The sequence below is a fragment of the Amphritea pacifica genome, from assembly GCF_016924145.1.
GTDB lineage: Bacteria > Pseudomonadota > Gammaproteobacteria > Pseudomonadales > Balneatricaceae > Amphritea > Amphritea pacifica.
Genome location: NZ_JAFFZO010000006.1, coordinates 1 through 17143 on the forward strand (window position 1 = coordinate 1; position 17143 = coordinate 17143).

At 51.7% G+C, this 17143-nt stretch carries 16 protein-coding genes; 5 read left to right on the forward strand and 11 right to left on the reverse strand.

The window, feature by feature from the left end; genetic code table 11:
- Window positions 1-338: 338 nt before the first annotated feature.
- The 9 genes from tatC to JW499_RS04115 all read right to left on the reverse strand — a co-directional run bounded on the left by tatC (window position 339) and on the right by JW499_RS04115 (window position 7472).
- Entirely contained in the window at window positions 339-1109 is a 771-nt protein-coding gene (gene tatC / locus JW499_RS04075) for a twin-arginine translocase subunit TatC (RefSeq protein WP_091353978.1), read from the reverse strand.
- Window positions 1096-1479 (reverse strand): Sec-independent protein translocase protein TatB, encoded by a 384-nt coding sequence (tatB, locus tag JW499_RS04080; RefSeq protein ID WP_205209409.1) that lies wholly within the window; start codon window positions 1477-1479, stop codon window positions 1096-1098. The genes tatC and tatB overlap by 14 nt, the downstream gene beginning before the upstream one ends.
- A gap of 17 nt (window positions 1480-1496) precedes the next feature.
- Entirely contained in the window at window positions 1497-1742 is a 246-nt protein-coding gene (gene tatA / locus JW499_RS04085) for a Sec-independent protein translocase subunit TatA (protein ID WP_205209410.1), read from the reverse strand.
- Between the two features lie 111 nt (window positions 1743-1853).
- Window positions 1854-2189, reverse strand: a complete 336-nt coding sequence (locus JW499_RS04090) for a phosphoribosyl-ATP diphosphatase (RefSeq protein ID WP_205209411.1) — start codon at window positions 2187-2189, stop codon at window positions 1854-1856.
- 8 nt (window positions 2190-2197) lie between these two features.
- Window positions 2198-2587 carry a phosphoribosyl-AMP cyclohydrolase gene (hisI, locus tag JW499_RS04095; protein WP_205209412.1) on the reverse strand — a complete coding sequence of 130 codons (390 nt, stop codon included), beginning with the start codon at window positions 2585-2587 and terminating at the stop codon, window positions 2198-2200.
- A gap of 104 nt (window positions 2588-2691) precedes the next feature.
- Window positions 2692-4329 carry a ubiquinone biosynthesis regulatory protein kinase UbiB gene (ubiB, locus tag JW499_RS04100; protein ID WP_205209413.1) on the reverse strand — a complete coding sequence of 546 codons (1638 nt, stop codon included), beginning with the start codon at window positions 4327-4329 and terminating at the stop codon, window positions 2692-2694.
- Window positions 4330-4429: 100 nt separating this feature from the next.
- Window positions 4430-5965, reverse strand: a complete 1536-nt coding sequence (locus JW499_RS04105) for a sensor domain-containing diguanylate cyclase (RefSeq protein ID WP_205209414.1) — start codon at window positions 5963-5965, stop codon at window positions 4430-4432.
- Window positions 5966-6114: 149 nt separating this feature from the next.
- On the reverse strand, window positions 6115-6738 hold the full coding sequence (locus tag JW499_RS04110) for a thiol:disulfide interchange protein DsbA/DsbL (protein ID WP_205209415.1): 624 nt from the start codon (window positions 6736-6738) through the stop codon (window positions 6115-6117).
- A 131-nt stretch (window positions 6739-6869) separates the two neighbouring features.
- On the reverse strand, window positions 6870-7472 hold the full coding sequence (locus tag JW499_RS04115; RefSeq protein ID WP_205209416.1) for a c-type cytochrome: 603 nt from the start codon (window positions 7470-7472) through the stop codon (window positions 6870-6872).
- A gap of 205 nt (window positions 7473-7677) precedes the next feature.
- Between JW499_RS04115 and yihA the strand changes: the two genes are divergently transcribed.
- Entirely contained in the window at window positions 7678-8304 is a 627-nt protein-coding gene (yihA, locus tag JW499_RS04120; protein WP_205209417.1) for a ribosome biogenesis GTP-binding protein YihA/YsxC, read from the forward strand.
- 305 nt (window positions 8305-8609) lie between these two features.
- On the opposite strand, the gene polA is transcribed toward yihA, so the two are convergent.
- A complete protein-coding gene (gene polA, locus JW499_RS04125) occupies window positions 8610-11351 on the reverse strand; it encodes a DNA polymerase I (protein WP_205209418.1) in 2742 nt (913 codons plus the stop codon).
- Between the two features lie 115 nt (window positions 11352-11466).
- On the opposite strand from polA, the gene JW499_RS04130 reads away from it, so the two are divergent.
- The 4 genes from JW499_RS04130 (at window position 11467) to JW499_RS04145 (ending at window position 16539) form a co-directional block, all read left to right on the forward strand.
- Entirely contained in the window at window positions 11467-11754 is a 288-nt protein-coding gene (locus JW499_RS04130; protein ID WP_205209419.1) for a DUF2782 domain-containing protein, read from the forward strand.
- Window positions 11755-11770: 16 nt separating this feature from the next.
- Complete coding sequence (locus JW499_RS04135; RefSeq protein ID WP_205209420.1) at window positions 11771-12721, forward strand: homoserine kinase; 951 nt, start codon at window positions 11771-11773, stop codon at window positions 12719-12721.
- 286 nt (window positions 12722-13007) lie between these two features.
- Entirely contained in the window at window positions 13008-15224 is a 2217-nt protein-coding gene (uvrD, locus tag JW499_RS04140) for a DNA helicase II (RefSeq protein WP_205209421.1), read from the forward strand.
- Between the two features lie 85 nt (window positions 15225-15309).
- On the forward strand, window positions 15310-16539 hold the full coding sequence (locus JW499_RS04145) for a nucleoside recognition domain-containing protein (RefSeq protein WP_205209422.1): 1230 nt from the start codon (window positions 15310-15312) through the stop codon (window positions 16537-16539).
- Between the two features lie 9 nt (window positions 16540-16548).
- On the opposite strand, the gene JW499_RS04150 is transcribed toward JW499_RS04145, so the two are convergent.
- Window positions 16549-16947: an acyl-CoA thioesterase gene (locus JW499_RS04150; RefSeq protein WP_091354020.1), complete on the reverse strand. Its 399-nt coding sequence runs from the start codon at window positions 16945-16947 to the stop codon at window positions 16549-16551.
- Between the last annotated feature and the right edge of the window lie 196 nt (window positions 16948-17143).

Consider the following 17143-nt stretch of genomic DNA (forward strand, 5'->3'; position numbering starts at 1 on the left):
CAGCTCAGCCTTTTCTTCTTCAGTAAGCACAATAGGGGTGGCAATTCGCATGCGATAAGTCCGATTCTCTCAGGGTATTTGAGCTGAGGATACATTAAGAATCATCAAGAGTGAAACACTACACTAGCAGAACCTTCTTTATGGATATTGTGAAAACTGACTTCGTAAGGTAAGTCAGAAGAAAAGTCTCTCGTCCCTTAAACATAAAACCGCCTCGCGGCGGTTTTTATGTTTTGTCTTTGCTTTTTCTAGCAGGAAACGCAGTTTCCGTTCTCGCCACTAGCAAGCGACGAAGTCGCGTCTAACAGCTAATCAAGCGAAGCGTCTGGCTCCTAAGTCTACTCCGCCGCTTCATCCTCCGCTGGCGCTTTGCGCTTAACGATCACTGCTAAAACGATACCCAGCTCAAAAAGCAACCACATCGGTACCGCCAACAGGGTTTGCGAGATCACATCCGGGGGTGTCAGTAACATACCCAGCACAAAGCAGCCAACAATCACGTATGCCCGCTTTGCTCTCAGGCTTTCAACATCGGTTATGCCACTCCACACCAGCAGTAATGTAGCAATTGGAATTTCGAAAACGACGCCGAATGCAAAAAAGATCTTCAATACAAAGTTCAGATAGCTGCTGATATCGGTCATCACCGCAACATTTTCAGGTCCGACACTGGTAAAAAAGCCGAAAATCAGTGGGAAGACAACAAAATACGCGAACGCGATACCGGAATAGAACAGCACAATACTGGATGCAAGGAGCGGTACCGCCAAACGTTTCTCATGCTGATACAAACCAGGCGAGATAAAGCCCCAAACCTGATGCAGGATAAGCGGCATCGCCAGAAAAATTGCCAGCACCAGTGTCAGTTTGAAAGGGGCAAAAAAAGGCGATGTAACATCTGTCGCGATCATACTGGTGCCTGCTGGCAACAGCGCAGTCAACGGGGCAGAAACGATTTCGTAGAGGTTATTGGCAAAGTAGAACAGACAGAGGAACAGAATAAGAATTGCCAGCAATGCCCTCATCAGGCGACTGCGCAGTTCTACCAGATGGGAGACAATCGGTTGCTCCTGATCATCCTCTGAGTGGGTCTGGTTAGGGTCTATCATCGGCCTTGGTATTTTCCTGTTCAGGCTTTACTTCAGATTGTTGGTTTTTTCCCGTCTGCTCCGATTTATCGTCTACAGCCGCACTGTGGGTAGTTTGTTGCACTTGTGTTGCGGCGGGTCCTTCAGAGGAGGGGCGACGCATTTCGTCAAGTTCACGGTCAAGCTCTTCCTGCTTCATGACAATCTGACGCTTCATCTCATCCAGACGAAGCTCTTCACTGATCTCAGACTGAATACTGCTCAGCGTTCTTTTGGCTTTACTCACCCAGAGGCCTACAGTACGCACAGCAACCGGAAGCTTTTCTGGCCCAAGTACCACCAGTCCAACAACAGCGATTATCAGTAGCTCAGCAAAACCGATATCAAACATCTGCGGCTACCTGTCGGTTATTTATCAGCTTTTGGCTCTTCTTTAGCCTGCTTATTTGCTTCAGCTTTATCTGTTTCAGCAAAGTCAGCATCATTTTCCAGCTTTTTCTCTTCCTCTTTGGGATCTTCATTCATCGCTTTCTTAAAGCCCTTAACTGCACCGCCCAGATCGCCACCGAGATTACGCAGTTTCTTGGTGCCAAACAGCAGTACGACAATGACCAAAAGAATAGCTAACTGCCACAGACTAATACCACCTAACATATTATTGTTCTCCGATTGACTACTTGGGCGGAGCATATCCGCTCGTTGATTGAATTATGTTTGGTTGTTCCAGATTACTCGTTTTATCTCTGCTCTGGAACAGCATTAAAACTACTTTTGCTCTGTCCTGGACGCCTTCTCTTCCAGACCTGACATAGCAAACCGGCTGGCGAGTTCATTCACAACGGCCTCAGGGCGTACTCCCAGATGAGACAGCGCCACCAGAGTATGAAACCACAGATCGGCAGTTTCATAGACAAGATCCTGGGTATCACCGGTTAATTCGGCATCTTTAGCAGCAATAATGGTTTCTGTTGCTTCCTCGCCGATCTTTTCCAGGATCTTATTCAGCCCCTTCGCATGCAGGCTGGCAACATAGGACTTTTCAGCTGTCGCCTCTTTACGCTGTTCCAGGATGTCGCCCAACTGTGTCAATACATCACTCATATAAGGCCTTACTTGTCGTAAATCGTATTGGGATCTTTCAAAACGGGTTCAACTGCGACCCACTCACCCTCTTTGAGGGTTTTAAAAAAACAGTGCTCACGGCCTGTATGGCAGGCGATACCGCCTAATTGTTCAACACTGAGCAGAATCACATCATCATCACAGTCAAGACGGATATCATGTAACTGCTGAACATGGCCAGACTCCTCGCCTTTGCGCCATAGTTTCTGACGTGAGCGGGACCAATAGATAGCCCGGTTTTCCTGCACCGTCAGCGCCAGCGCCTCTTGATTCATCCACGCGACCATCAGCACTTTGCCGGTGAGGTAGTCCTGGGCAATTGCCGGCACAAGGCCATCACTGTTCCATTTGATCTGTTGTAACCATTGTTCAGACATATTGATAATCTTCAAAATCTAAGCAGGCAAGAATACCTGATACTCTGTAACACTACTATCCCCGTATCACGGGAGGCGCAAGAGTAATAGTTTATTGTTTCAGTTCAGTGACGCAGCAACAGCACCACGCCAGCCGTACCCAGCAGCCAGCTTATTGCCGGCAACTCCCGAGCGGCAAAAAGAGGATCATCCAGCGAAAAACCCGCCGCTGCTACCAGGCAGATCAACCCGATCCAGCGCCATTTATAACCACGTTGCTGTTGCAACTCATGCCGGGCCACACTCAGGGCCAGCATATCCCGCCGCCGGGAATCATCCAGACTCTTGAGCTGATTCAGCGCATCGTAAGCCATCTGTGGCAGGTGCGGCATCTTATCCAGCCAGTCAGGCGCTTGCTGTTTCATAGAACGGTAGACCGCTTTGGGGCCCATTCGTTCTTTCATCCAGCGCTCCAGAAACGGCTGCCCGGTTTCCCACAGATCCAGTTCCGGATATAACTGACGCCCCAGCCCTTCGATATTCAGCAGCGTTTTCTGCAATAGTACCAACTGTGGCTGGACCTCCATATTGAAACGCCGGGCGGTCTGGAACAATCCCATCAGCACCATACCAAACGAGATATCTTTCAGCGGCTTTTCAAAGATCGGCTCGCAAACACTGCGGATAGCAGTTTCAAATGCCTGGACATTGGTATCCGGTGGAACCCAGCCAGAATCGATATGCAGTTGTGCAACCTGACGGTAGTTGCGCTGGAAAAATGCCAGGAAGTTACGCGCCAGATAGCTTTGATCTTCCGGCGAAAGAGAGCCCACTATGCCGAAATCAACGGCAATATATTGTGGCGCAGAGGGGTTTTCCCGGGAGACAAAGATATTCCCCGGGTGCATATCCGCATGAAAAAAACTGTCGCGAAAAACCTGGGTGAAGAAGATCTCCACCCCCTGCTCTGCCAGTTTCTTCATATCGGTATTCTGGGCTTTAAGCTGTTCAACGTCAGCCACCGGGATACCATGAATCCGCTCCATGACCAACACATTCTGGCGAGTCAGATCCCAATAGATCTCAGGCACATAGAGAATCGGAGAGTTCTCAAAATTACGCCGGATCTGGGAACCGTTAGCCGCCTCTTTACGCAGATCCAGCTCATCAAAGATCGTATTCTCATAGTCGGCCACCACTTCAACGGGTTTCAGTCTGCGCCCTTCAACCCATAACGCCTGCACCAGTTGAGCGATGGTATAGAGCACGGCCATATCTTTGCGGATCGTTTTTTCGATACCGGGCCGGATCACTTTCACCACCACCTCTTCACCGTTGTACAACAGCGCCTCATGCACCTGTGCAACCGAAGCAGACGCCATCGGCGTTGCATTAAATTCGGCAAAAAACTCTTCGACCGGGGCACCCAGCGCCCGCTCAATCAGCTGCTGCGAATAAGCACTCTCAAAAGGCGGCACCTGATCCTGTAGCTTTTTCAGTTCCAGAGCGAGATCATCAGATAACAGGTCGCGCCGGGTGGAAAGCATCTGACCAAACTTAATAAATACCGGCCCCAGCTCTTCCAGCGCTAAACGAAGCCGCTGACCCTGTGAACGCCCCCCCACCGGTATCACGTAGCGCCATAGCATGAGCATTAATAGAACACGGGCATACCAACGCAGGTTGAGTTGTTCAAAAAGGGTATCAAGCCGGTATCGGGCAAAAACCCGTGTAATCTTGAAAATTCGGAGTAAACGTCGCACCGCTGTTATGTTCCGTGGTCAGTTGTTCTGGAGTGAGGCAGGCATATTGCCCACTTCGGCACTCAAGGTAAAGGGCTGGATCACACCGAGGCCGAAAAGGTTAACCCAGCTCAATACGATTTCGCCCCAGGCGTTTTGCTGTATAGAGCGCTTTATCAGCCCGGCCAAACAACTCCTCAACAGTATCATCCGCCTGCACTTCAGCGACCCCAAGCGACAGGGTGATTCTGACCGGCTCACCATGAAAGTTAAACGGGCTGCTCTCTACCGCATGACGGATTTTATCAACGGCTGTGAGCGCCTGCTCCGCCGACGTCCCCGGCATGAGAAGCACAAACTCTTCGCCACCATAGCGGGAGACAAAGTCGGTAGAGCGGCATTGCCGGGTAAGAATACTGGCCACCAGACGTAACACCTTATCTCCCGCCTGATGACCATAGGAATCATTAATTCGCTTGAAGAGGTCAAGATCCGCTACAGCGATGGAAAAACATTGACCATAACGTTTCCAGCGATCAAACTCTGCGGCGATCTGTTTATCATATCCGGCACGGTTGGGCAGAGAAGTTAACGAGTCGGTCAACGCTTTATGGCGTTCAACTTCCATATGCACTTTCATCTGCTGCGTTTGCTCCTCCATCTGCTCAAGGCGCTCCTGGAGCTGCAGGTAACGTTCATGCAACCGTCGTTCCCGGTTTTCCTCCTTCTGCTTAAAAAGATCCACCGATTTCACAATGTTCTGCAGCTGTGATGAGACATTACTTTTTAGCTGCTGAAGGTCATTTGAGTCCTGCATCGCCTGGTGAATCGCCTGCACATCGTGATGGATTCCGTTACTCAGCAACGCTGTCTCTTCATTCAGCTGCCCATCTTTCTGGCTTGCTTCAACATAGGCCTGCACTTCAGCCAGTTGCCCGGTGAGGTTTAACAGATAATCCTCAAAGTCTTCACTATTATAGGCGCTCAACCGGGACACCAGCCCAACGAGATCCTGGATAATACCGGGCAGACAACTCAGCGATATACCCCGTTCAATCCGGCTGATTAACTCCCGCGCCAGAGACATCTCACCCTGCGGAATACGCAGACCCGACATCAGACTAAGCAGCTCGGAAGCGATTTTTTGTAACAGCTCCTCATCTTCATGCCCGAGTTCTGCAAGAATGCCCTGCGACCGCCCGCCGGTAAAATCGTCAGTCAGAAGCGGCGCCTGGAGGGCAACCAGATCATTAATCAGAGAGGCAACTTCGGCGGGTTGTCCCGAGAAGGGCGTCATCGCCTCCTCAATGACGCTTAAACGCTGATTGCTGAGATCAGTGGTCAGATTCAGGCGCAGCTGATAGACCCACTTCTGCAAGCCCTGCAATAATTCTTTGCGATGTTGCTGCTGTTCGAGATCCAACCCTCTAAGCTGCTTTTCAACCAGATTGATGGTATCGGGCTTACCCGCTTTATCTGCTTTGAGCTGATCACACAGCATCGTTAACGATTGGTCAAGCCGCTCAGATTGTCCATCAAGGGCCACTGCCATCTGTAATATCAGATGCTGAAGAGGTCGGTCATTGAGTTGAGACTGCAGTTGATCCAGTTCCTCTGAAAGCACTTTATAACGTTCTTTCCAGTCGTCCTGATCCATCTCTCATACCTGTGAAGAGCCAATCTATAATAATAGTGAGGCCCAATTTTATGTCACTTTATAACCGACAAGCCAGAGCCTCTGCGATGATCCATACTCAATATGCAATAAAAAAGCCGCTAAATGCGGCTTTTTTGATCTATATAATGTTATTGCGCATTGCGCTCCTGCTCAATCAGGTACTCGGCCACTTTAAGCATACCGGCATGCCCTCCGGCCTTATCGGCGGTAATTCGATATTTTCCATTTACGATCAGGGTAGGCACACTTTGAATACCATAGCCCTTCAACTTTGAAGCGCCCTGATTCATTCGCATATTCACCGCGAAAGACTGAGTCATTTTGGTGAACTTATCCTTATCAACCCCCAGATCAGCATAGTAGTTCGCCAGATCTTCCATGCTATTAAACCGCCGCCGCTCTTTATGCAGCGCGTCAAAAGTTGCCTGATGGGTTTTATCAAGGTCATGCAGAATCTCAGAGGAGTAATACGCCCGGGCCAGCGGCTCCCAGGAGCGGGAAAAAATCACCGGAACCCGTGCAAAATCAACATCGGCGGGCAGTTTCGTTACCCAGCTGTGAAGCAGCGGTTCAAAGTGGGCGCAATGAGGACAGAGATAGCCGAAAGCCTCTACCACCTCCACTTTTGTTTTGTCGGCAGTCGGAACTGGCATGGCAATCACGTCATAGTTCACACCGGCTTTATATTCCTCAGCCTGTGCGATAACAGCAGTGAGGATCAGTAACAACCCAATGGCGAGTTTTCTAAACATATCTCTCTCCAACCTTTCAGAAAATCAAACTCTTATGACCGGCCAATATGCGTCAAGTTCAGCTCCGGCGCAAATCTTTTTGCCAATAAAAAAGGCAGCTTACGCTGCCTTTCCTGACTCAGAGCTGAATCTTAATTCAGACCCTGGATATAACTGGCAACCGCCTGGATCTCCTGATCGCTCAATTTTGCAGCAACAGTACTCATCATCGCCTGAGGATCGTTAGCCCGCGCTCCGGAACGGAAGTTTTTCAGCTGAGTTTCAACGTACTGAGCATGCTGACCACTCAGAGCCGGATAACCGGCTGTTTCAATACCCTTGCCCTGTGCACCGTGACAGGCGGTACATGCAGCCACACCCTTAGATGCGATACCGGCACGGTAGATCTTCTCGCCTGCGGCAACCAGATCCGCTTTAGCTGCGCCAATCTGAACGGTCTTGGAAGAGAAGTACGCCGCGATGTCTGCCAGATCCTGATCATTCAGGTTGGTCAGCAGACCGGTCATTTCAACAACGGTACGGTTGCCCGCTTTAATATCCTGCAACTGTTTCAGCAGGTAGCTCTCATTCTGCCCTGCCAGTTTAGGGAAGTTTCCGACAGCACTGTTGCCATCAGCTCCGTGACAAGCACCGCAAATTGCGGTTTTACCCTGTCCTGCAGCAGCATCTCCCGCCGCATGTGCAACACTTATGATACTCACGCTTGCCAGTATGGCGATCAGTAGTTTATTCATCGACTAACCCAGACTCTTGCTATAGATTGCTAACGGTTTCTGCCACACTCTGAAGCTAATCAGACTGAAACAGGGCGACCTGACCAACACCCGGGCTGGTGTAATATTACAGCCACAGGTAGAATTCCGGCCGAATTATAACCTAATATCCATACAAACTGGAACGATAAATGTCTGTATTTACAGGCTGATAGGCAAAAAGTATATGTCTTTACCCCAAATTCAGTACCATCTGACACGTTTTAACACCAGTGCAAGCAAGCTTAGCCAGTGTCCAGAAGACACCGGAGCAGAGGTCGCGTTTGCAGGTCGTTCCAATGCCGGCAAGTCCAGTGCAATCAACACACTGACCAACGCCAAGCTGGCCCGTACCAGTAAAACCCCGGGCCGGACTCAGTTGATCAACTTCTTCGATACCAACATTGAGGGCGTGCGCATCGTAGATCTGCCAGGCTATGGTTATGCCAAAGTGCCTATCGCCATGAAGGAGCACTGGCAGAAACATCTGGACGATTACCTGCAAAACCGGGAGTGCCTTCGCGGGGTTGTATTGATGGTAGATATTCGCCACCCGCTGAAAGAGTTCGATCTGATGATGATTCAATGGTGCAGTGAGGCCGCTATGCCATTGCACATTCTGCTGACCAAATCGGATAAACTGAACCGTGGCGCAGCACAGAATGCGCTGCTGAAGATGAAACAGCAGTTGGATGTGAAAAATAACCCTTTGTTAACGGTGCAAACCTTTTCCGCGCTGAAAACCACGGGGGTTGAACAACTGCGCGAGCACCTCAATCGCTGGTTACTCGAGGAAGATAGCGCGGCTGAATAGCCGCTCAGCGAGTCATTGGAGCCATCAACCATTGCCCTATAACAGCCCCAAGCCAGCGCCATAAAAAAGCTCCCGGAATCATCAGGAGGGGAACCATTTGATTTCGAGAGCACTAAGGCATATTTGTTTTCATATGCTTCATTGATGATGAGAGCCAACCCAGGCATGGGTTCTGTCCCTGAGTGATTAACACAGGGCAAAGAATATAACTCTCACACTATTAAGAGTGAAACTCAGAAGAAAAGTTCACTGCTGCAAGACCGCACACCAGACACAACATTGTCAGCTTATAGTATCAGTTAGTATCAGTGTGCCTCATCCCAGTTATTACCAACCCCCGCTTCCACCAGCAGAGGTACATCCAGCGCCGCAGCCGACTGCATCAGTTCGACCAGTTGGTCTGACACTGACTCAACATTGTCTTCTGGAACCTCCAGAATCAGTTCATCGTGTACCTGCATAATCATGCGGGCACCACTATCACTATTTTGTAACCAGCTATCCACCTTCACCATCGCCTTCTTAATAATATCGGCAGCGGTACCCTGCATCGGCGCATTAATCGCTGTGCGCTCGGCCGCCTGGCGGCGCATACCATTGCTGGCTTTGATCTCGGGCAGGTACAAACGACGGCCAAACAGGGTTTCCACATAGCCCTTCTCTGCGGCCTGAGCACGGATATCATCCATATAGCGCTGCACGCCGGGATAGGTATCAAAGTAGTGGTTGATATAGGTTTGCGCCTCATTCCGGCCGATACCCAGCTGTTTTCCCAGACCAAAAGCCGACATGCCATAAATCAAACCAAAGTTGATCGCTTTAGCACTGCGGCGCTGCTCAGAGGTGACACGATCCAGCGCCACACCAAACACCTCGGCGGCCGTGGCTTTATGAACATCCTCCCCGTGGGCGAAAGCATTCAACAAGCCTTTATCCTGTGACAGATGCGCCATGATCCGCAGCTCTATCTGAGAATAATCGGCCGCAACCAGTTTATAACCCTGTGGAGCAACGAACGCCTGCCGGATCCGCCGCCCTTCTGCGGAACGGATCGGAATATTCTGCAAATTAGGATCCGACGAGGAAAGCCGACCGGTGGCGGTCACCGCCTGATGGTATGAGGTATGAATCCGGCCACTGGCAGGATTGATCATCTGCGGCAGCTTATCGGTATAGGTGCTCTTCAGCTTACTCAGACCGCGATGTTCAATAATAACCTTCGGCAATGGGTAATCCAGCGCCAGCTCCTGTAGCACCTCTTCAGCGGTTGAGGGGGCGCCTTTGGGGGTTTTCTTGATCACCGGCAGTTTCTGCTGCTCGAACAGAATCTCCTGCAGCTGTTTAGGAGACCCCAGGTTGAAAGGCCCGCCCGCCAGCTCATGGGCTTTTTTCTCCAGCTCAACCAGACGCTCTCCATGTTCACGGCTCTGGATCGCCAGTTGCGTCGCATCCACCATCGCCCCCTGTTGTTCCATGCGCGCCAGCACCTGAATCAGAGGCAGTTCGATATCGGAGAAGACAGATTCCAGAGTCGGGTCCTGCTGCAGCTTTGTATTCAGTACCTGATGCAGGCGCAGCGTGATATCAGCATCTTCAGCAGCATAAGGGGCCGCCTGTTCCATCTCGATCTGATTAAAGGTCAGCTGTTTTTTGCCTTTACCGGCGATCTCTTCAAACTTAACCGTTTTCACCCCCAGATAGAAATCCGCCAGATCATCCATATTATGGCGCGAAGCGGTGGAGTTCAGTGCATAGGATTCGAGCATGGTATCAAAGGCAACGCCCTGGAGCGTAATCCCGTAACGGGCCAGCACATTCATATCATATTTAATATGCTGACCAACCTTTTTATGTGACTCACTCTCCAGTAAAGGTTTCAGCTGGGCCAGCACTTCATTGCGATCCAGCTGAGCCGGTGCCCCCATATAATCATGAGCAACCGGCAGGTAAGCCGCTTTTCCGGGCTCCACCGAAAACGACAGACCTATCAGATTCGCTTCCATATAGTTGAGGCTGTCTGTTTCAGTATCAAAAGCAAACAGGTCTGCGGCCTCCAGCACCTTAAGCCAGCGATCAAACTCATCCTGAGTAAGGATAGTTTCATAAACGATCTCATCCGGCAGCTGCGATTCATTCTCTAACGCTTTTGCTCCCTCGGCAGCCTCTGCATCCAGTTCACTGATCCAGCTGCGAAATTCACACTGCTGAAACAGCCGCAGCAACTGCTCATTATCGGCTACTGGCAGCGGAATATCCTCGATGCCACACTCCAGATCAAGATCGGTTTTAATTGTTGCCAGCAGGTACGACAGCTCAGCGGCCTCACGATTGTCCTCCAGCTTTTTGGCTATCGTTTTTGCACCACGAAACCCCAGATCGGCAATTTTATCGAGATTTTCATAGAGATCTTTAATCCCCCCGATCCCCTGCAGCAATGCCAGAGCAGTTTTCTCCCCAACCCCAGGCACACCGGGAATGTTATCGACCTTATCTCCCATCAGCGCCAGATAATCGATAATCAGCTTCGGTGGAATACCAAACTTCTCATTGACCCCATCGATATCCATATGGGAATCATTCATGGTGTTAATCAGCGTGACATGCTGGTCCACCAACTGCGCCATATCCTTATCGCCAGTGGAGATAATCGTATGCAGCCCCTTCTCGCTCGCTTCACGGGCCAGAGTGCCAATCACATCATCCGCTTCAACCCCCTCTACACAGACCAGCGGAAAGCCCATCGCCCGGACAATATTATGGATCGGTTCAATCTGGGTACGCAGATCATCTGGCATCGGCGGACGCTGAGCTTTATATTCCGGATAGATCTCATCACGAAACGTTTTTCCTTTGGCATCAAACACCACCGCCACCGGACTTTGGGGATACTGTTTTATCAGGCTGCGTAACATACTGGTGACCAGACGCACAGCACCGGTCGGAACTCCCTCAGAGGTGCGCATATCGGCCTGCTGAGCAGCAAAAAATGCCCGATACAGGTATGAGGATCCATCGACTAAGATAATAGGAGAAGTATTTGCGGTCATGGTATTGCAGTCATTGTCCGTCAGGAGATATTGTTATCGGGTTTGGTGCCCGGAAGTACCATCATATTAGATTAGCCTCCGACACAGAAGGGGCGTCTCAGTTCACGGAGTGGTTATGAAAAAAATTTTAATCCTGCTTACCCTGCTGTGCTCAATCTCTCTGGTGCCAACAGTCAGTGCCGATGTGTTACCAGAGTTTGATGACAATGAACCGGTGGTCACCATACGCCACGGAGAAAAGGCCACCTACTTTGAGTATCGGGTAAACGGCAAACTGAAAGAGATAAAAGTTAAGCCAGTGGTCGGCAAAACTTACTATCTGCGGCCCACCGAGGAGGGGGAGTTTCAGCGATTTGAAGACTCCAGCCTGATGTTGCCTAAATGGATTCTTTTCAGTTGGTAAAAAATAAGCGGTATTTATGGCTGTATATACACATGTAAGTAACACCGATCTGGAAACCCTGTTAAAGGATTTCGATCTCGGAGAGCTGGTTGGTTTCAAAGGGATCGACGGCGGCATCGAAAACACCAACTATTTTGTCACCCTGAATGATGGGGCCGGGAACCATGAGTATGTACTTACTCTCTTCGAAGAGCTGACTCATGATGAGATGCCCTATTTTGTTGAACTGACCACCTGGCTAGCTGAACGAGGCTGCCCGGTGCCCTTTCCGTTCAAAGATCGCAACGGCATCGCCCTGAAAGCACTGCATGGCCGCCCGGCGCTGCTGCAATCCAGACTGTCCGGCAACCATATTGAGAAACTGACACCGGAACATTGCCACCAGATAGGCGCCGCGCTGGGGCAGTTTCATCAGGCAGGTCTTGATTTTTATATGCAGCGTCAGGCCCATCGCGGCGTGTTCTGGTGGCGCCGGGAATCGCAGCAGATTGCCAGCAAGCTCAGTGATGAAGATGCGCAACTGTTACGCACAGAAGTCACCCTGTTTGAACAACTCAGGGAGCAACCCTGGAACCTGCCGCAGGGCGCAATTCATGGGGATCTGTTCCATGATAACGCTCTGTTTGAGGGCGACCAGTTGAGCGCAATTCTGGATATCTACAATGCCTGCACCGGTTATCTGCTCTATGATCTGGCGATTGTCGCCAATGACTGGTGCGTTAATCCGGATGGCTCGATTGACCCGCAACGGGAACAGGCACTGCTCACCGCCTATGGCGAAGTCAGACCCTTCGACGACAACGAATACCTCGCCTGGCCCCAACTGGTGAGAACCGCAGCGATGCGTTTCTGGTTATCCCGACTGATCCCGGCACTGGACCCCAACTCCACCCAGAAGATCAAAGACCCGGAAGAGTTCCGCCGGATACTACTGCAGCGGATTAAGACCCCTGCGGCGTTACCCTAGCTCGCGGTATTAACCTGGACTGCACAACCAATATAACAATTTTTATTCCAGGAGCGGCTTTAGCATGCCCTCTGGGTACCCGCCGCGAATGGAAATATTCCAATATTGATCGCGGCAGGAAGCCGCTCCTACAAATGTAAAGCAGGCTCTTCCGAGTCACGAGCAAGTCACGCTCTTTGTGACGTTCGAGCGACGAGCAACGGCTCTTTAAGATCTGTCTGGCCTCCGACCGCCCCGGCCGTTATAATCTCCACTGAATATTTATACAGCTATCTGAAGAAGCCCTATGGACGTATCCCATCTCCTTGATTCCCTTAATGAAGCCCAGCGGGAAGCGGTCTCCGCTCCGGTCTGTAACATGCTGGTGCTGGCGGGTGCCGGTTCCGGTAAAACCCGGGTTCTGGTACACCGGATCGCCTGGCTGGTGCAGACCGAAGGGCTCTCCCCCTACTCAATTATGGCGGTGACCTTCACCAATAAAGCCGCCAAAGAGATGCGCAGCCGGATAGAGGAGCTGATGGGACTCAACCCCAGTGGCATGTGGGTAGGCACCTTTCACGGTCTGGCTCACCGTATTCTGCGGGCTCACTGGCGCGATGCAGGCCTGACGGAGAACTTCCAGATCATGGATTCTGATGATCAGTTGCGGCTGATTAAGCGGCTGGCTAAAGAGATGAATCTGGACGACAGCCGCTGGCCGGCCCGGCAATTTCAATGGTATATCAACGCCCAGAAGGATGAAGGGCTGCGTGCCCGCCATATCGAAGCCGGTGGCGATCCTAATGCTCAGGTGATGCTGAATGTTTATGCCGCCTATGAGAATGCCTGTGACCGCGGCGGTATGGTTGATTTTGGCGAGTTACTGCTACGTTGCCTGGAGCTGCTGCGGGACCACAACCCCACACTGCTGGAACATTACCAGGAACGTTTCCGCTATATTCTGGTAGATGAGTTTCAGGACACCAACTCCATCCAGTATGCCTGGCTGAAGCTGCTCTGCCAGCCAATGGACCCACGCAAGCCGAAGCCGGAAAAGCTGATGGCGGTTGGGGATGATGACCAGTCTATCTACGGCTGGCGCGGCGCGAAGATCGAAAATATCCAGCGTTTCAATCAGGACTTTCATGAAACCATGGTGATTAAGCTGGAACAGAACTACCGCTCCAGCAACACCATTCTGCAGGCGGCCAATGATGTCATCCGCAACAATCAGGGACGTCTGGGTAAAGAGTTGCGCACAGATCAGGCGGATGGCGAGCTGATATCCCTCTACGCAGCCTTCAATGAACAGGACGAATCACGTTTTATTGTTGATCAGATAGATAGCTGGGTCAGAAAGGGCAACCTGCGCAGCGAGACGGCGATTCTGTATCGCTCCAATGCTCAGTCGCGGGTATTAGAGGAAGCGCTGATCCGTGCAGGAATGCCTTACCGCATCTACGGCGGACAACGCTTCTATGACCGACTGGAGATCAAAAACGCTCTCGCTTACCTGCGCCTGATCAACAACCGGGAGGACGATACCGCCATGGAGCGGGTGATCAATGTGCCCACCCGGGGTATTGGCGGCAAAACCCTCGAAGAGGTGCGTTTACATGCCCGCACCGAGGGAGTCTCCATGTGGCGGGCAGCGAACGAGGTGATTGAGCTGAATAAACTCACCGCCCGGGCAGCAAATGCTTTGCAAGCCTTTATCGACCTGGTCGAGCAGATCGCACAGGAAACCGAAGGTACCGATCTGCACGAACTGACCGAACATGCCATCAAACGGTCCGGGCTGATCGAGCACCACCTCAAAGAGAAAGGTGAGAAAGCCCAGGCCCGGGTGGAAAACCTTGAAGAGCTGATCAGCGCAGCGCGCCAGTATCTGTCAACCTGGCAACCCGATCTGGAAGGCAATGAGAACAGTACGCCGTTGACGGCATTTCTCGATGATGCGGCGCTGGATGCCGGCGAGGCTCAGGCTGAAGAACATCAGGATTCGGTACAGTTGATGACCCTGCACTCGGCGAAGGGACTGGAGTTCCCGCTGGTGTTTCTGGCCGGCATGGAGGAGGGGTTATTCCCCCACAAGATGTCTATTGAGGAGGGTGGTCGCCTGGAAGAGGAGCGCCGGCTCTGTTATGTGGGGATCACCCGGGCGATGCAGAAGCTATTTATCACCTATGCAGAATCCCGTCGTCTGCACGGTAATGAAACCTTTAACCGCCCCTCCCGCTTTATCCGCGAAATACCGGATAGCTGTCTTGAAGAGGTGCGTCTCAACGCCAGTGTCAGCCGCCCGGTGACTGCGCGGCAACCACAGCGCCCATCGATGCTTGACCACGCTGAGGTGCCGGAAACACAGATTATTCTGGGACAACGGGTCAGTCACCAGGTTTTCGGTGATGGCATTGTGGTGAATTATGAAGGTTCAGGCCCCAAAGCCCGGGTGCAGGTCAACTTTGATTCCGAAGGGAGTAAATGGCTGGTGGTCGGTTATGCGAACCTGCAACCAGCATAGCCCTGAGCATTAGAGTCAGTCGACACTGTTATAACCGGTACGGCTGCCGATACAGTGTTTACAAGCGGTCTGATAGGGAGAGGCTATGCTACACAGAATCTGGCTGGGTTTTTTCCTGCTCGCCTTTCTCGGCGGCCTGTATCAATGGCTGGCACTCGGCGATGCCGACGTTTTTCAGCGCATGGTGCAATCGACCTTTGATATGTCAAAGCTATCAGTGGAGCTGGCGCTGGGGCTGATCGGCACGCTGGCGTTCTGGCTGGGCATTATGAAGCTGGCGGAAGCGGCTGGACTGGTGGAAAAGATGGCCAACGGTCTCAGCCCACTGTTTACCCGGCTGATGCCAGAGGTGCCCAAAGGGCACCCGGCGATCGGCTCAATGACCATGAATCTGTCCGCCAATATACTCGGGCTGGATAATGCTGCAACACCGCTGGGGTTAAAAGCGATGCAGGATCTGCAACTACTCAACCCGGATAAAGCGCGTGCCACCAATGCCCAGATTCTGTTCCTGGTGCTGAATACGTCCTCGGTTACCCTGTTCCCGATCACCGTGTTTCTCTATCGCGCCCAGCAGGGCTCCAGTGATCCCACTTCGGTGTTTATTCCCATCCTGATCGCCACCTGTTGCTCTACCCTGGCGGGTTTGCTGGCGGTCGCCTGGGTACAGAAGATCCGCCTCTGGGAGAGGGTCACTCTGTTCTATCTGGGAGGCTTCTTTGCCCTCTTGCTGGCCTTTATCGGCTACTTCGCCACGCTCACCGTTGATCAGTTGCAGCAGCAATCATCCCTGATCGGCAATCTGATGATCTTCAGTGCCATTATCTGCTTTCTCGGGGCCGCCCACCTGAAAGGGGTGAATATCTATGAAACTTTTGTCGAGGGGGCAAAAGAGGGATTTTCAGTCGCTATTATGATTATCCCCTATCTGCTGGCGATGCTGGTGGCAATCGGCGTGTTTCGCGCCAGCGGCGTGATGGATGGTGCAATCTGGCTGCTGCGGGAGGGTATCTCGCTGCTGGGGGTGGATACCCGTTTCGTGGATGCTCTGCCCACCGCACTGATGAAGCCACTCAGTGGCTCCGGGGCCCGGGCCATGATGCTGGATGCGATCAACACCCACGGAGTGGATTCATTTGCCGGTCGAATGGCCGCGATTATTCAGGGGTCAACGGAAACCACCTTCTATGTACTGGCGGTCTATTTTGGCTCAGTGGGTGTACGTCATACCCGCCATGCCCTGGCCTGCGGACTGACCGCAGACCTGGCAGGGATTATCAGTGCAATTGTGGTGGGATACTGGTTTTTTGGCTAACGGGGAACTTTAGTGTCCGAAGTCCAGCGCCCGGATATGGCCATGGCCATCGATAGCGACCTGCACACACTCCGTTTCTGATACTTTGCGCAGATCCCGGCCGTCAGGGCAGCAACCCCAGATCTCAACATTGATTCGCAGTGAGCTGGTGCCCTGCTCTTTAATGCGGGTATAAAAGCTCAGAATCGTCCCCTCCAGCACCGGCGCCATAAAACTCATCGCCCCGATAGAGACAGTGGCCACCCGGCCCTCTGCCGCTTCAGCCGCCCGGATCTCTGCCGCCAGAACCGCCTGAGAAGCAACCCAGCCACCATAAACATCACCAAACATATTGGCGGCTGCCCCGGACGCAGGACAACGAAGGCTTAGTTCACCTTCGGGCTTTAAGAGAGTCTTATCGGTATTCATATCAGGTGTGTTCCCGCATAGTATTTATATTTGCTGCGTATATTTTACTACCAAATACCCGACTCAGGTCTAGCTAAAATAAGTGAGTCTCGCAAACCCGGCAGCAGAAAACTTTTCGATATGTCACATGTTTGTCACAAACAGCCCTTATATTCCTCTCATCGATTTAATACTGATCGTTTTTAAAGCGTATTCA

What these genes read in the sequence shown, in the direction of transcription:
- tatC (WP_091353978.1), bottom strand. Translation starts at nt 1,109, where the DNA reads ATGATAGACCCTAACCAGACCCACTCAGAGGATGATCAGGAGCAACCG.
- tatB (WP_205209409.1), bottom strand. Translation starts at nt 1,479, where the DNA reads ATGTTTGATATCGGTTTTGCTGAGCTACTGATAATCGCTGTTGTTGGA.
- tatA (WP_205209410.1), bottom strand. Translation starts at nt 1,742, where the DNA reads ATGTTAGGTGGTATTAGTCTGTGGCAGTTAGCTATTCTTTTGGTCATT.
- JW499_RS04090 (WP_205209411.1), bottom strand. Translation starts at nt 2,189, where the DNA reads ATGAGTGATGTATTGACACAGTTGGGCGACATCCTGGAACAGCGTAAA.
- hisI (WP_205209412.1), bottom strand. Translation starts at nt 2,587, where the DNA reads ATGTCTGAACAATGGTTACAACAGATCAAATGGAACAGTGATGGCCTT.
- JW499_RS04105 (WP_205209414.1), bottom strand. Translation starts at nt 5,965, where the DNA reads ATGGATCAGGACGACTGGAAAGAACGTTATAAAGTGCTTTCAGAGGAA.
- JW499_RS04110 (WP_205209415.1), bottom strand. Translation starts at nt 6,738, where the DNA reads ATGTTTAGAAAACTCGCCATTGGGTTGTTACTGATCCTCACTGCTGTT.
- JW499_RS04115 (WP_205209416.1), bottom strand. Translation starts at nt 7,472, where the DNA reads ATGAATAAACTACTGATCGCCATACTGGCAAGCGTGAGTATCATAAGT.
- yihA (WP_205209417.1), top strand. Translation starts at nt 7,678, where the DNA reads ATGTCTTTACCCCAAATTCAGTACCATCTGACACGTTTTAACACCAGT.
- polA (WP_205209418.1), bottom strand. Translation starts at nt 11,351, where the DNA reads ATGACCGCAAATACTTCTCCTATTATCTTAGTCGATGGATCCTCATAC.
- JW499_RS04130 (WP_205209419.1), top strand. Translation starts at nt 11,467, where the DNA reads ATGAAAAAAATTTTAATCCTGCTTACCCTGCTGTGCTCAATCTCTCTG.
- JW499_RS04135 (WP_205209420.1), top strand. Translation starts at nt 11,771, where the DNA reads ATGGCTGTATATACACATGTAAGTAACACCGATCTGGAAACCCTGTTA.
- uvrD (WP_205209421.1), top strand. Translation starts at nt 13,008, where the DNA reads ATGGACGTATCCCATCTCCTTGATTCCCTTAATGAAGCCCAGCGGGAA.
- JW499_RS04145 (WP_205209422.1), top strand. Translation starts at nt 15,310, where the DNA reads ATGCTACACAGAATCTGGCTGGGTTTTTTCCTGCTCGCCTTTCTCGGC.
- JW499_RS04150 (WP_091354020.1), bottom strand. Translation starts at nt 16,947, where the DNA reads ATGAATACCGATAAGACTCTCTTAAAGCCCGAAGGTGAACTAAGCCTT.